Here is a 14,360-nt window from a genome sequence, read left to right as displayed (position 1 = left end):
GGACGGACGGGTGAAGACCCGGTTCCACACGAGTCGGACGTGAACCTTAATGGGCGGAATGGGCAGACGGGAGGAATGGGTCCGGTCTGTCGGGCGGAAGGGCCTGCCATATGACTGTACGGCCGCTGCTGACGGCAGCGACTGCATCGAACAGTACGGTCAACGGCACAAGTCGGTGCAAGCCGCGCGACATGGGACCCGCGACCCGGCGTTCGCGTCCAGTACGCCGCCACGTTTCACGTGAAACCGAACGACCGACGTCCGGCGCTCGACGCGCCCGGGTCACAACGTCAGCAACGCGAGGAGTCTGAACCTCGAACGCATCTCACGCCCCTATGGACGCCGGCATCTGAATGCAACCCGCTCGTGGGCGGACTTCCGTGGCACCAGTGCACGGTCGAATCTTCGAACGGGACGTTTCACGTGAAACGAGCCTCGGGCGAAGGGGCCGTACCGTGAGATAACCACTTCAGGTTATCCATGGAACACACCATCAATGCCGCCAATGGGGTGACAGAGAACGACACGACAAGGAGGCACTGGTTCGTGAGGAGCAACCACGACAACCATCGGGCCCCCGTCCGTGTTCTCTGCGACAGACTCATTCGTGTTTCACGTGAAACACGGTCACCGACGCAACGTTCGATTCGTGAGCCGCGCGGGGGTGAGGAAGCACTGAACACAAAACGACGAGAAGTCCGAGCACGGCCGTTCGGCGATTCGAGTGTCCACACCACACCGCGGGGAGTGGAGCGGCGTTTCGATCCTGGTCCGCCACTTTCGATTCGACGATCCGCAGCATGATGCGGGTGGCCGGCAGACTGAGTACCGTCCGCACGGAAGGTTGATCGGTACCGGTACACCGAGAACACAAGCCGGTATATCTGCGATTCGACAATCGCCCACTCGCCAGCTTAGGGATCGCGTTTCATGTGAAACGAGTGGACCCTACGGGATGCATGTGAGGGTTCTGATGATTGCAGCGGCAACCCTCCTGGAGCGCTCCAACTCGGAGTGTTCCACGTGAAACACTCACGCTCGCGGCAGGCGTCCACCCGCGCGCCCACCCCCCCGTCGTCCGAGTCCAATCACGGACGTGCATGCCAGAACCGAGACCCGAATATCACCGCACCCCTTGCAGCTCAGGCCCTCGCGTGGCCACCGGCAGTCGGGGCCAGCACAACGTGCGGGGTGTCCTCACGTCGCCCAGGATCATCGAGACCAGGCCGCTCACCTACACTGATCGCAGACCCACTCACTGCAGGAGGACCCGTTGAAGACGAGCCGTCGAGGAGGCCTGGGGCGAGGCCTCGGCGCCCTGATCCAGAGCACTGTAGAAGCCCCGGAAGAGAACGCCGAGGCACCCTCCCCGGAGGACTCTCCGACGCCGGCGAAGAGCGGCCCGAAGACCGAGACGCCGGGGGAGTCCGGCGAGCCGGTCCCGTCGGCCTCCCAGCAAAAGACCACGGGCCGCACCGCTCAGGTCACGAAATCAACGTCCACAACTGGCCGGAACGCCGCGTCCGCCACGAAGGCAGGGACCACCTCGTCGAAGCGTGCCTCGCGACCCGCGCAGCGTCCCGTCGACGTGTTCTTCTCCGCAGAGTCCGAGGATGCACCCGCGGCGCGGCCGACCAAGGGGCGTCCGGCCATGCCGACGGTGAAGGCGCCCAGCAAGCGTGCCACCTCCGCGACGTCGTCGAGGAAGGAACCGGGGGACTCGAGCGTTGAGTCCGCCGCGACCGAGGGGACCGTGTCCGCGGACATCGCGGTCCTGCGGGAGATCCCGGTGGGGGACATCCACCCCAACCCGCGGCAGCCGCGTGAGGTGTTCGACGAGGACCACATGGCGGAACTGGTCACCTCGATCCGCGAGGTCGGCATCCTGCAGCCGATCGTCGTGCGCGAGGTGGACGGCCCCACCCCCTATGAGCTGATCATGGGCGAGCGCCGGTGGCGCGCCACCCAGAAGGCCGGCCTGGACACCATCCCGGCGATCGTCCGCCAGACCCCGGACCAGGACCTCCTGCGGGATGCTCTGCTGGAGAACCTGCACCGCTCCCAGCTGAACCCGCTCGAAGAGGCCGCCGCCTACCAGCAGCTCATGGAGGACTTCGCCTGCACGCAGGAGGAACTGTCCCAGCGCATCGGCCGCTCTCGTCCGCAGATCTCCAACACGCTGCGGCTGCTCAAGCTGCCGCCCCTCGTGCAGCGCCGCGTGGCCGCCGGCACGCTCTCGGCCGGCCATGCGCGTGCGCTGCTCGGTCTCACGGACCCGTCGGACATGGAGCGTCTGGCGCAGCGGATCCAGTCGGAGGGCTTGTCCGTCCGGTCCACGGAGGAGGCGGTCGCGCAGCTGCAGGGCGGGCTCCGGCCGGGCCGCACGCCGCGGCGCAGCACGGACGACGCCCGCCACGAGCGCCTGGACCACTACGCCACCGCGCTCACCAGCCGCCTGGACACCGCCGTGAAGATCACCCTCGGCGCGCGCAAGGGCCGCATCGCCATCGACTTCACCACCGTGGAGGACCTGAACCGCATCATGGACCTCATCCAGGGCGGTCAGGACGGCAAGGGGAAGGGCAAGAAGTCCTGATCCGGAGTTCCCGCGGACGGCGTCCACGGGCACCCGCCGCTGGTCCTGAAGATCAACGCACGACGGCCCCGTCACCCTCTGGGGTGACGGGGCCGTCGTGGTGAGTGGGGGAGGGGCTCAGCCGAGCAGGGCCGAGAACTCCTTCTCCAGCGCGGCCTTGGGCTTGGCGCCCACGGACTCGGCGACCTTCTCGCCGTTCTGGAAGCCCACGACGAGCGGGATGGAGGTGACGCCGTAACGCGCGGCGATGGCCGGGTTCTCGTCCACGTTGAGCTTGGCGATCACGGCCTTGCCCTCGTGCTCCACGGCCATGTCCTCCAGGACGGGCCCGAGCATGCGGCACGGGCCGCACCACTCGGCCCAGAAGTCCACGAGGACGGGCAGCTCGGACTGGAGGACCTTCTGGTCGAAGTCGGCGTCGGTGACGGTGATGGTGCTCATGGCAGCCTCCTGGGGTTTGTTCTGTGTCTGACGAGGGTGGACAGGGGTGTTATCGACATGATTCATGACGCTCCGTCAGGGGTCATGAGTTAGTGGCTCATGCCGGGTTCGCGTCCGACTCCGGGCCGGCCGGCGCGGCCTCCTCCACGTCGGCCACGGTCGCGAGGTAGTGCTCCACGTCCTGGGCGGCCACGCAGCCCGAGCCGGCGGCGGTGATGGCCTGGCGGTAGGTGTGGTCCGTGACGTCGCCGGCGGCGAAGACGCCCGGCTGGGAGGTCCGCGAGGACGGATGGTCGATGCGGATCGTGCCGTGCTCCGTGAGCTCCACCTGGCCCTGCACCAGGTCCGTGCGCGGGTCCTGGCCGATGGCGACGAACAGGCCGGTCACGTCCAGCGTGGACGCCTCGCCGGTGCGGGTGTCCCGCAGGCGGAGGGTGTTGACCTTGTCGTCACCCGTCACCTCCGTGACCTCGGTGTTCCAGCGGAACTCGATCTTCTCGTTCTCCATGGCCCGGTGGGCCATCACCTTGGAGGCGCGCAGCTCGTCCTTGCGGACCAGCACGGTCACCTTGGACGCGAACTTCGTGAGGAACAGGGCCTCCTCCATGGCGGAGTCGCCGCCGCCCACGACCGCGATCTCCTGCTCGCGGAAGAAGAAGCCGTCGCACGTGGCGCACCAGCTGACGCCGTGGCCGGAGAGGCGCTCCTCGCCGGGAACGCCGAGCTTCCGGTAGGCGGAGCCGGTCGTGAGGATGACCGCGTGGGTGCGCAGCTGGGTGCCGTCGCCGAGCGTGAGCACCTTGGGGTTCGACGTCAGGTCGGCCTGCACGACGTCGTCGTAGACCACCTCCGTGTTGAACCGGCGGGCCTGGGCCTCGAGGTTCGCCATCAGCTCGGGCCCCTGCACACCCTCCGGGAAGCCCGGGAAGTTCTCCACCTCGGTGGTGTTCATCAGCTCGCCGCCCGCGGTCACCGCCCCGGCCACCAGGACCGGGGAGAGCTCGGCGCGGGCGGTGTAGATCGCCGCGGTGTATCCGGCGGGGCCGGATCCGACGATCACGACGTTGTGGACGCTCTGGTCCTGGGCGGTGGGGGCCACGGGTTCCTCCAGTGGATCGGGGTGGTGGACGCTCCTCCAGGACAACGGCGGAGCCACGGGCGGGTATTCCGCGGTGCCGGGGCCGCGGTGCGACGACGTCCGGCGACGGCGGCCGGAAGGTCCGGCGCGCCGTCGCCCGGGCGCGGGGTCAGCGGACGGCGATCTCGCCGAGGCGCAGGCCGAACGGGAGGTCCGACGTCGTGCCCTCCAGCTGGGGCAGCGAGGTGAGGCTGACGATCACGTACTCGGCCTCGGCCTCGGTGCCCTCGAACGGCACGGGGATGGAGACGGTGTCCTGGTCGAAGGTGCCGTTGCCGATCTCCTGGGCGTTCGCGCCCTCGGGGGAGTCGGCGATGTAGGCGAACCAGGCGCCACCGGTGGCCCCCGTGCTCTGCAGGGTCACCTCGTTCACCTCGGTGCGCTCCTCGAGCTGGACCACGAGGTTCATGCTCTCCACATAGCCGCCGAAGTTCGGCCGTGCGTAGGCGAAGGTGCGCCACACGGTGGTGGGGTCGCCGTCGATGAGGTTGCTCAGGTCCGCGTCGTGCTCGGCCTCGTGCTCCGGCAGGTCCGGCACCGAGCGCAGGGCCTGGACGGGCTGCGGGGCGGCCGCGGCGCTCTCGCTGGTCGGGGTGGGGGAGGGGCTGGTGCTCTCCGACGGCGACGGGGTGTCCGATGCGGACTCGGACGACCCGGACCCGGACGACGCGGCCGCGGCCTGCGGGGTCGGCCCGCCGCGCAGGTTCTGGGCCAGCAGCACCCCGCCCACGACGAGTGCGGCCAGCAGGCCGAGCATGAGGAGCAGGGCCAGCGGACCGCCGCCGCGCGTGCGGCCGTTGCCGTCGCCCGGGTCGGCCACCGTGGCGCCCTCGTCGCCCCCGGTGGTGGCCGGGGCGGTCAGGACATCCGGAGCCGCGGCGGCGGCCGTCGAACCGGCAGCCGCGGCACCCGCCGCCGTTGCGGCCCCGGCCCCGGCAGCCACCGGCGCGGCCGTGCTGCGGGACTCCTCGTGGACGGGCGGCGCGGACTCGGCCACGATCGCTCGGCGGGGGACGGGACGCTGGCGCCGCACGGGGATCGCCTCGGTGTCCGGGGCGACCGGCTCCGGCGCGTCGGTCTTCTCGGCCGCCACGGGCTCGACGGGCTCGGTGGGCGGCGTGGCCCCGTCGGCATCGGCGTCGGTGGTCTGCGCGGCGGCGGCCCCCGCCGCGACAGCCGGGAGTGCGGCGGTGCCCGCCTGGGCCTCGCGCCTCTCAGCTTCGCGCTCCGCGGCCTCGCGTTCCTGGGCCGCGCGCTTCTCAGCCTCGCGCCGCTCGGCCTCCCGGGCCCGCTCCTCCTCGGCACGACGGCGGGCCTCGGTCCGGCGCTCGAGCTCGCGGCGCTCGGCCTCCTCCCGCTCCGCGGCCAGCCGGGCCTGCTCGGCCTCTCGCTCGCGCGCGGCCCGATCCTCAGCCTCCTGCTCCGCCTGGCGACGGGCGCGCTCGGCCTCGGCGCGGCGCTCCTCCTCGGCACGCTCCTCCGCCTCCCGGCGCTCGCGTTCTGCGCGCTCGGCGGCCTCCTTGCGCTCCCGCTCGGCCCGCTCCGCGGCCTCCCGTTCGGCGCGGGCCCTCTCCTCAGCCTCCTTGCGCTCCCGCTCGGCCCGCTCGGCGGCCTCCCGCTCGGCCCGCTCGCGCTCCTCCTGCTGCTTCCGGGTGGCGGCGTCCGCCGCGGCCAGGGCCGACGCCCCGGCGGCCGCCTTCGCCGCGGTGCCGTCGGAGGGACGGACCCGCTCGGCGAGGCGCTCGGAGAGGCGGTTCAGGAACCCGGGACGACGCTGGGCCTCGTCCTCGTCCGCGCGGAGCCGGCGGTCGAGGTCGGTGTAGTACGCCTCGTCGTCGTCGTAGGCGTGGGGGTCTCCGGTCCGCGACTCGCCGAACAGCTCGGAGCCGAGGCTGTCCGTCTGGAACGGCTCCACGTACAGCTCCTGCGGGTACGCCAGACCCAGCAGGACGTCCGGGTCGGGGTCCCCGCCTGCGATCAGGTACGTGCGGCCCTCGGACAGCCCCAGGTCGAGCACCTGCACGTCGTCGGTGCGCTCGCCCGTGGCCAGCTCCCGCGCGGACGAGGCCACCTGCGTGGCGTTCTCACGTGAGGCCACGAGCACGGTGACGCGGCGGTTGAGCACCTGGTCCGTGCCCAGGAACACCATGTCCTGGTCCGCGGACGTCACCACGTGCTGGGTGATGCGATAGCGGCCGCCCAGGACGGCGCCGACGGCGATGGGCTGGGGCACGGGCTCTTCTCCTGACGACGGGGTCGGAATCCGATGATACGTGGCGTGGCCGTCGCGGCCAGAGATCAGCCGACGCGCAGCAGACGACCCAGCGCCGGCACGCGGGCGACGAGCGGCCGGAGGGCGTCGTCCAGCTCGGGGAACCGCATGGCCCGCAGCACCATCAGGTACACCGGACCCATCGCCACGGCCGCCACCGCGCACGTAAGCAGCGCCGTCCCGATGGAGTTCCACGCGAACCCGCCGGTGTACCCGCCCAGCAGCCACACGACGACGACGCCCGCGGCCGCCGCGGCCAGCGCGGCCAGGCCGGTCTGGACGTGGGCACGCAGCACGGATGCGAGGCCGTAGTCCCCGAACCGGCGCACGGTGAGCACATGGGTCAGGACGAACTGGTACACGTACGAGACGGACGAGGCGACCGCGACCCACAGGGCCATGGACCACAGCGGCAGCAGCATCGCGCCCGCCCACGAGAGCAGCAGCATCAGGAGCGAGCCGCTGACCTGGACCACCATCGGCACCTTGGCGTCCTCGGCGGCGTAGAACACGCGCAGCAGGTAGAAGGAGCCCGAGCGGAACGGGATGGACAGCGCCAGCGCGAGCAGGACCGAGCCCACCGCGACGCCGGCCACCATCGCCGTCTCGGCCGTCGAGCCGAAGACGCGGCCCAGGGGGCCCGCCAGGACCACCACGCCGGCGAGGCAGAACATCAGCGGCACGGTGAACGCGCGCAGACCCTGCGCCGTCGTGCGTCGCACCGCGGACATGTCCTGGCGGCCCATGGCGCGGGCCAGCCGGTTGAAGAGCACGGTGGCCAGGGAGAGCACGAACACCGAATGGGGCAGCACGGCCATCAGCATCGCCATGTTGTACGCGGCCACACCGGGGATGGCCGCCTGCGCCATCTCGGCGCTCCAGGTCTCCGTGCCGGGGATGCGCAGCTCGCCGCGGTCGCGGGCCTCCGTGGCGGAGGTGACGTACCGCTGGCACAGCAGGAGCACCACGTTCGTGGCGACCATCGTGATCAGGGTGTACCCGGCGATCCGGCCGGTGTCCCGCAGGCCGATGCCCTTCCAGCCAAACCGCGGGCGCAGACCCAGGCCGAGCCCGCGCAGCGGCAGGAAGAGGATCACGGCCTGCAGCACGACGCCCAGGGTGTGGCCGCCGGCCAGCACGACCGTCTGTGCGCTCGTCCACCCGGCGAGGTCGTCCCCGGCCCGGTACGCCCCGAACATGCCCAGGTACAGCACGATCGCGCCGATCGCGACGACGTTGTTCAGCACCGGCGCCCACATGTAGGCGCCGAAGCGCCCGTTGGCATTGAGCACCTGCCCCACCAGCGCGTACATGCCGTAGAAGAACACCTGGGGCAGACACCACAGGGCGAACACGGTGGCCATCTCGAGCTTCTCCGGCGACCAGCCGCGGGTCAGGGCCGTCATGAGCGGGGCCGCCGCCAGCATGACCACCACCGTGCCGGCGAGCATCACGAGCGTGCCGAGCGTCATCAGGCGGGAGGTGTAGTCCGCGCCCCGGTCGGCGTCGCGGGCGTGCTTGATCAGCTGCGGCACGAGCACGACGTTGAACACGCCGCCCACCAGGAGCAGGTAGATCACGTTCGGGAGGGAGTTGGCGATCTCGAAGATGTCGGCCATGTCCGCGGACAGGCCGATCGCCACCGTCACCAGCGTCGCACGGACGAGGCCCAGCACGCGGGAGAGGAGCGTGCCGGAGGCCATGATCGCGGTGGACCGGCCGGCGCGGCGCTCGCCCTCGGGGGTCTCGTCCGCGGGGTCCACGGCGGCCGGATCCGTGGCGGGGGCGGGGTCCGTCGTCGTCGGCTCCTCGTCGGCGACGCCGGCGTGGGCGGGGTCCTGCGCTCGGCGCGGGGCGGGTCTGCTGCTCAAGGGTCACCCAATCGTGGTCGGAAGGCCCCGTGCCGGGGGCGGTGGATCAGGGGCGGGGGCCCCGGGCACCGCCCGGGGGGAAGTGCTGGTCGACCACCTGGCGGGCCAGGTCGACGATCCGGCGCTCGTTGGCGAAGGAGAGGCGGCGCGCGACGTCCTCGAGGCGCACCCATGCGACGTCCACGGCCTCGTGGTCCGGGTCGTTCTCCGTGGTCAGCTCGCCGCCCGTGGCGCGCAGCAGGAAGTGGTGCACGGTCTTGTGGACGCGGTGCCGGGCGACTGTGAACCAGTAGTCGATCGCGCCGAGCGGCTCGAGGATGTGGCCGGCGATCCCGGTCTCCTCCTCCACCTCGCGCACGGCCGCCTGCCGGTGGTCCTCCTCGCCCTCGGGATGGCCCTTGGGCAGGCACCACTCGAGCCGGCCACCGCGGTTGTAGCGGGCGATCACGGCCACCTCGAGGCCGCCGTCGTGCTCGCGGACGATGACGCCGCCGGCGGAGACCTCCTCCACCGTGGGCAGGGAGGCGGCAGCGGCGGAACGGGGTCCCGCGGGGGCCGGGGTGACGGGGCGCAGAGGCGGCTGCGGCCGGCGACGCCACGCCCCCAGCGCGGAGGGCAGGGGGGCGCCCCGGTGCGCGGAGGGATCGGGGCGGGTCATGCCGTCAACTCTAGCCCGGCCCGCGCGGGCCCGTGCCGGGACCGTCTGGCACCCTTGTAGGCATCATGGATCTGACCACCGCCACCCACGCGCTGCCCCCCGGCTTCCCCGCGGACGCCACCCTGCCCGCCGTCGTCGTGGAGCTGGGGCGGAGGTTCGAGGCCGCCGGCCACGAGCTCTCCCTGGTGGGCGGCCCGGTCCGCGACCTCTTCCTGGGGCGGACGTCGCCGGACCTGGACTTCACCACGGACGCCGACCCGGACGCGTCCGAGGCCGTGGGCGCCGGCTGGGCGGACGCCACGTGGGACGTGGGACGGCGGTTCGGGACTATCGGCTTCCGCAAGGCCGGCTGGCAGCTCGAGGTCACCACCTACCGGGCCGAGCAGTACGACCCGGCCAGCCGCAAGCCGCAGGTGGCCTTCGGCGACAGCCTCGAGGACGACCTGCTGCGCCGCGACTTCACCGTCAACGCCATGGCCCTGCGCCTGCCCGCCCTCGAGCTCGTGGACCCCTTCGGCGGCATGCGGGACCTGCACGCCGGCGTGCTGCGCACCCCCGGCACCCCCGAGGACTCCTTCTCCGACGACCCGCTGCGCATGATGCGCGCCGCCCGGTTCGCCTCCCAGCTCGGCTTCGCCGTGGCCCCCGAGGTGGAGGAGGCCATGGCCGCGATGGCCGAGCGGATCACGATCGTCTCCGCCGAACGCGTCCGCGAGGAGCTCGTCAAGCTCGTCTGCGGGGCGCACCCGCGCGCCGGCCTCGACCTGCTCGTGCGCACCGGCCTGGCCGACCACGTCCTGCCCGAGCTGCCCGCCCTGCAGCTCGAGTCGGACGAGCACCACCGCCACAAGGACGTCTACGCCCACTCCCTGACCGTGCTGGATCAGGCCATGGAGCTGGAGGGTGAGTACGCGCCGTCGACCCCCGACCCCGTGCTGCGCCTGGCGGCGCTGCTGCACGACGTCGGCAAGCCGGCCACGCGCCGCTTCGAGAAGGGCGGGGCCGTCACCTTCCGGCACCACGAGACCGTGGGGGCCAAGCTCGTCCGCAAGCGGCTGCGTGCCCTGAAGTTCGACAACGACACGATCAAGGCGGTGGCCCGTCTGGTGGAGCTGCACATGCGGTTCTACGGCTACGGCGAGGCCGGCTGGACCGACTCCGCCGTCCGCCGGTACGCGCACGACGCCGGCGATCTGCTGCCCCGCCTGCACGCGCTGACCCGCTCGGACGTGACCACCCGCAACCGGCGCAAGGCCGAGCGGCTGGCCCACGCGTACGACGACCTCGAGCGGCGCATCGCCGAGATCGCCGAGGCCGAGGAGCTCGCGGCTGTGCGGCCGGACCTGGACGGGCAGCAGATCATGGCGCTGCTGGGGATCCGCCCGGGCCCGGTGGTGGGCCGGGCGTACACCCACCTGCTCGAGTGGCGCCTGGACGAGGGGCCGCACGAGCCGGCCGAGGCCGAGGCGGAGCTGCGGCGCTGGTGGGCCGAGCAGCCGGAGGCCCAGCAGGACTGAGGCGGCGCGGCGGACCTTCCACCCGTCGTCGGGCCGGGACCACACTGGCCGCATGGCTGAGAAGAAGACCGAGAAGAACGGCGCCCCCATGGGCCCCGGCACCTCCAACATCAAGGACCCCGAGGTCTACGAGACGCTGCGCCGCGAGGGCGCGAGCGAGGAGAAGGCCGCGCGGATCGCCAACGCCTCCGCCCGGGACGGCCGGGACGAGGTCGCCGAGCGCGGCGGCGAGGCCGGCTCCTACGAGGACTGGACCAAGGACGAGCTCGCGAAGCGGGCCCGCGAGCTCGACATCGAGGGCCGCTCCACCATGACCAAGGACGAGCTCATCGAGGCGCTGCGCGACCACTGACCGGCGCCCGCCCCCCGCTTCCGGGGCGGAAACCGGTGCTTTGGGAGCGGAATACCGCCGGAAACCGCCCCCAACCCGGTGGGGTGGGCGGGGATAGCCGGAGGCTTTGGCCCATCCAGGTCCGGATGGGATGATCGACCGCTGTGAGTTCCGACCAGCGCACCGCGTCCGTGCCCCGCCATGCCCTGTCGCCCGAGGACGGCGTGCCCGCCGTCAAGGTCGGCACGCGGGTCAGTCGCGGCCCCGGCCGGGTGACCGCCCTCGACGGGCTGCGGGGGATCGCGGTGCTCGCCGTGCTCGTCTTCCACGCCTGGCCCACGTTCCTGCGCGGCGGGTTCGTGGGCGTGGACATGTTCTTCGTGCTCTCCGGCTTCCTCATCACCACCGGCCTGGTCCGTGGTGTGGACGCGGGCCGGGGCGTGGCGCTGGGCACCTTCTGGATGAAGCGCGTCCGACGACTCATCCCGGCCATGCTGATGGCGCTCGTGGGCACCACCGCGCTCGCGTGGCTGGCGGTGGACGAGTTCCCCGCGGGCCTGGGTCGCCAATGGTTCGGCGCCCTGACCTACACCAGCAACTGGGTGATGATCCTCGAGGGCGGGGACTACTTCAACCGCGCCTCGCCGCCTCTGTTCGAGCACCTGTGGTCCCTGGCGATCGAGGAGCAGTTCTACATCCTCTGGCCCCTGCTCCTCTGGGGGCTGCTCCTGCTCACCTGGCCGCCGCGCAGCACGGTGAACTCGGGGCGGGTGGCGGACCGACGTCGTATCCTCGCGGTCGCGGTCGCGGCCGTGGCCTCCGCGGCGTGGATGGCCTGGGGCTCGTGGCACGGGTTCGAACAGGCCCGCCTCTACTTCGGCACGGACACCCACGCCTTCGGCCTGCTGTTCGGCGCGTGCGTGGCGATCGGCCTGGCCCATGTGCCCCGGCCCGAGCACGGCGGCCCCGAGCCGCGGACCTCGGCCACGCGGGTGGCCGTCGCGTGGGGCGCCGTCGCGGTGCTCGCGGCGGGCTTCGCCCTGGTCGACGGCGGCCACGCGAGCACGTACCGCGGAGTGCTGGCGGGCCTGTCCGCCGTCGTCGCGTTCATCGTCTGGCACGTGGTGCAGGGCGACCGGCGCGACTCGCTCTCTCGCGCGCTGGGCAACGGGTTCCTGCGCTGGTGGGGGCGCCGCTCCTACGCCGCGTACCTGTGGCACTGGCCGCTGCTCGTGATCATGCGCGTGATGGTGCCCGTGGACGCCCCCGGGTGGGTCGAGCCCGTGGCCGCCGGCGCGATCCTGCTGCTGACCGCCCTGATCGCCGACCTGAGCACCCGGCTGATCGAGGAGCCCATCCTCCACGAGGGGTTCACGGGTGCCTTCGGTCGCTGGGGCGCAGCCGCTCGGCGGGCGTTCACGGGCGGGGCCGGGCCGATCGGCCGGCTCGCGGCCGCCGCCACGGCGCTGGGGCTCGTGGCCGTCCCCGCGGCGGCCGTGGCCGCCGTGGTGCACTCGCCCGCGCAGACCCAGCTCGAGCAGGACATCGCCCAGGCGGAGGAGTCCCTCAAGGCCGCCCAGGCGGCGCAGCAGGCGGCCCGCGAGTCCCGGGCGGCGGAGCAGTCGAAGCGGGCCGAGGCATCGGCCTCGGCCTCGCCCGGCTCGGCCGCCCCCGGGGACGCGGAGGGCTCCGCCGGTGCGACGTCCTCGCCCGGGTCGTCCGCCGAGCCGTCCGGGCTCGGGCTCGGCGACCCGGCTGTCACGCGCCCCACGTACTCCAAGGAGCAGCTCACCGCGGCCCTGCCGCCGTCCGAGCTCGGCCCGGACGTCACCCTGATCGGCGACTCCGTCTCGCTCTCGGCCGCGCCCACGCTCCTGGAGCAGCTGCCGGGGATGCTGCTCGAGGCGGAGGTGGGCTACCAGATCTGGGACGCCGCGGACGAGATCGAGAAGCTCAAGGCGGACGGCCAGCTGAGCGACGTCGTCGTGGTGGCCCTGGGCGCCAACGGCACCACCCACCGGGGCGACTGGGAGAAGATCCTGGCGGCCGTCGGCGAGGACCGGCTGCTCGTGCTCGTGGTGCCGCACGGCCCGATGGACTGGATCGCGGACGTGCAGGTGCAGATGGAGGCGCAGGCCAAGGCCCACCCGGACCGGATCGTCCTGGCGGACTGGGACGCCGCGGCGAAGCAGCACGTCACGGACTTCTCCGCCGACGGCGTGCACCCCCGCGCCGACGGCCAGGCCATATACGCCCAGCTCGTCCGGCTCACCATCGAGGACCGGCTCGGCACGCGGCGCTGAGCGCGGTGGCCGGGGCGGCACGCGCCCCCACGACGACACCGGCCCGTCACCTCCACGGGGAAGGTGACGGGCCGGCGTCGTGCGCGGTCCGCGGGGACCGGGCGGGTCAGCGCTCGATGTCGCCGCGGATGAAGGCCTCCACGAGCTCGTGCGCCGCGTCGTCGTTGTGCTGCACGGGCGGGGACTTCATGAAGTAGGACGAGGCCGAGAGGATCGGCCCGCCGATGCCGCGGTCCAGGGCGATCTTCGCGGCGCGCACGGCGTCGATGATCACGCCGGCCGAGTTGGGGGAGTCCCACACCTCGAGCTTGTACTCGAGCGAGACGGGGGCGTCGCCGAAGTTGCGGCCCTCGAGGCGCACGAACGCCCACTTGCGGTCGTCGAGCCAGGCCACGTAGTCGGACGGGCCGATGTGCACGTCCTTCTCGCCCAGCTGCGCGGAGGTGTTGGAGGTGACGGCCTGCGTCTTGGAGATCTTCTTGGACTCCAGGCGCTCGCGCTCGAGCATGTTCTTGAAGTCCATGTTGCCGCCCACGTTGAGCTGGTAGGTGCGGTCCAGGGTGACGCCGCGGTCCTGGAACAGCTTGGCCATCACGCGGTGGGTGATGGTGGCGCCGATCTGGGACTTGATGTCGTCGCCCACGATCGGCACACCCGCGGCGGTGAACTTCTCGGCCCACTCCGGGGTGCCGGCGATGAACACGGGCAGGGCGTTCACGAACGCGACGCCGGCGTCGATCGCGGCCTGGGCGTAGTGCTCGGTGGCCAGCTGCGAGCCGACGGGCAGGTAGCAGACCAGCACGTCCGCCTTCGCGTCGCGGAGGGCCTGCGCCACGTCCACGGGCTCGGCGTCCGACTCCTCGATGGTCTCGGCGTAGTACTTGCCGAGGCCGTCCAGGGTGGGGCCGCGCTGGACGGTGACGTCCGCGTGGGGCACGTCCGCGATCTTGATGGTGTTGTTCTCGGAGGCGGTGATGGCCTCGGACAGGTCCAGGCCGACCTTCTTCGCGTCCACGTCGAACGCGGCCACGAACTCGAGGTCGGACACGTGGTAGTCGCCGAACTGCACGTGCATCAGGCCCGGGACCGTGTCCGTGGCCTTCGCCTCGCGGTAGTACTCCACACCCTGGATGAGGGATGTTGCGCAGTTGCCCACGCCGGCGATGGCGACGCGGATGGGATTGGTGGCCACGGTCTGGTTCTCTCCTCGACTGTCCGGAACGGGTGCGGGCA

General features: G+C 72.1%; 10 protein-coding genes. 4 read left to right on the top strand and 6 right to left on the bottom strand.

Annotated elements, in window-relative coordinates; translation table 11 throughout:
• Window positions 1-1,273: 1,273 nt before the first annotated feature.
• The gene (locus ACFI33_RS03525; protein WP_095347379.1) at window positions 1,274-2,596 is read left to right on the top strand and encodes a ParB/RepB/Spo0J family partition protein; all 1,323 of its coding nucleotides are present in this window, start codon (window positions 1,274-1,276) and stop codon (window positions 2,594-2,596) included.
• A 117-nt stretch (window positions 2,597-2,713) separates the two neighbouring features.
• Here ACFI33_RS03525 and trxA read toward each other — a convergent pair whose 3' ends face one another.
• From trxA to ACFI33_RS03500, 5 genes are all read right to left on the bottom strand, one after another.
• Window positions 2,714-3,103, bottom strand: a complete 390-nt coding sequence (gene trxA / locus ACFI33_RS03520; RefSeq protein WP_323662986.1) for a thioredoxin — start codon at window positions 3,101-3,103, stop codon at window positions 2,714-2,716.
• A gap of 31 nt (window positions 3,104-3,134) precedes the next feature.
• Window positions 3,135-4,136, bottom strand: a complete 1,002-nt coding sequence (trxB, locus tag ACFI33_RS03515) for a thioredoxin-disulfide reductase (RefSeq protein WP_101967584.1) — start codon at window positions 4,134-4,136, stop codon at window positions 3,135-3,137.
• A 148-nt stretch (window positions 4,137-4,284) separates the two neighbouring features.
• Window positions 4,285-6,408: a hypothetical protein gene (locus ACFI33_RS03510; RefSeq protein ID WP_462623766.1), complete on the bottom strand. Its 2,124-nt coding sequence runs from the start codon at window positions 6,406-6,408 to the stop codon at window positions 4,285-4,287.
• 65 nt (window positions 6,409-6,473) lie between these two features.
• A complete protein-coding gene (gene murJ, locus ACFI33_RS03505; RefSeq protein ID WP_002857806.1) occupies window positions 6,474-8,318 on the bottom strand; it encodes a murein biosynthesis integral membrane protein MurJ in 1,845 nt (614 codons plus the stop codon).
• 46 nt (window positions 8,319-8,364) lie between these two features.
• Window positions 8,365-8,976 (bottom strand): NUDIX hydrolase, encoded by a 612-nt coding sequence (locus tag ACFI33_RS03500; protein WP_041102508.1) that lies wholly within the window; start codon window positions 8,974-8,976, stop codon window positions 8,365-8,367.
• Window positions 8,977-9,041: 65 nt separating this feature from the next.
• Between ACFI33_RS03500 and ACFI33_RS03495 the strand changes: the two genes are divergently transcribed.
• The 3 genes from ACFI33_RS03495 (at window position 9,042) to ACFI33_RS03485 (ending at window position 13,127) form a co-directional block, all read left to right on the top strand.
• The gene (locus tag ACFI33_RS03495; RefSeq protein WP_127435323.1) at window positions 9,042-10,493 is read left to right on the top strand and encodes a CCA tRNA nucleotidyltransferase; all 1,452 of its coding nucleotides are present in this window, start codon (window positions 9,042-9,044) and stop codon (window positions 10,491-10,493) included.
• Between the two features lie 52 nt (window positions 10,494-10,545).
• On the top strand, window positions 10,546-10,845 hold the full coding sequence (locus ACFI33_RS03490) for a DUF7218 family protein (RefSeq protein WP_115165600.1): 300 nt from the start codon (window positions 10,546-10,548) through the stop codon (window positions 10,843-10,845).
• A 143-nt stretch (window positions 10,846-10,988) separates the two neighbouring features.
• Window positions 10,989-13,127, top strand: coding sequence for an acyltransferase family protein (locus ACFI33_RS03485; protein WP_235188211.1), 2,139 nt, complete (start codon window positions 10,989-10,991; stop codon window positions 13,125-13,127).
• A gap of 106 nt (window positions 13,128-13,233) precedes the next feature.
• Here ACFI33_RS03485 and ACFI33_RS03480 read toward each other — a convergent pair whose 3' ends face one another.
• Complete coding sequence (locus ACFI33_RS03480; RefSeq protein ID WP_127435535.1) at window positions 13,234-14,319, bottom strand: inositol-3-phosphate synthase; 1,086 nt, start codon at window positions 14,317-14,319, stop codon at window positions 13,234-13,236.
• Between the last annotated feature and the right edge of the window lie 41 nt (window positions 14,320-14,360).

The sequence above is a fragment of the Micrococcus sp. PSi08 genome (assembly GCF_054960655.1).
This window is presented reverse-complemented; position numbering and strand designations above follow the sequence as displayed.

Excerpts from the sequence above, each read along its gene's own strand:
- trxA (WP_323662986.1), bottom strand. The coding sequence starts at position 3,103 with ATGAATCATGTCGATAACACCCCTGTCCACCCTCGTCAGACACAGAAC.
- ACFI33_RS03500 (WP_041102508.1), bottom strand. The coding sequence starts at position 8,976 with ATGACCCGCCCCGATCCCTCCGCGCACCGGGGCGCCCCCCTGCCCTCC.
- ACFI33_RS03495 (WP_127435323.1), top strand. The coding sequence starts at position 9,042 with ATGGATCTGACCACCGCCACCCACGCGCTGCCCCCCGGCTTCCCCGCG.
- ACFI33_RS03490 (WP_115165600.1), top strand. The coding sequence starts at position 10,546 with ATGGCTGAGAAGAAGACCGAGAAGAACGGCGCCCCCATGGGCCCCGGC.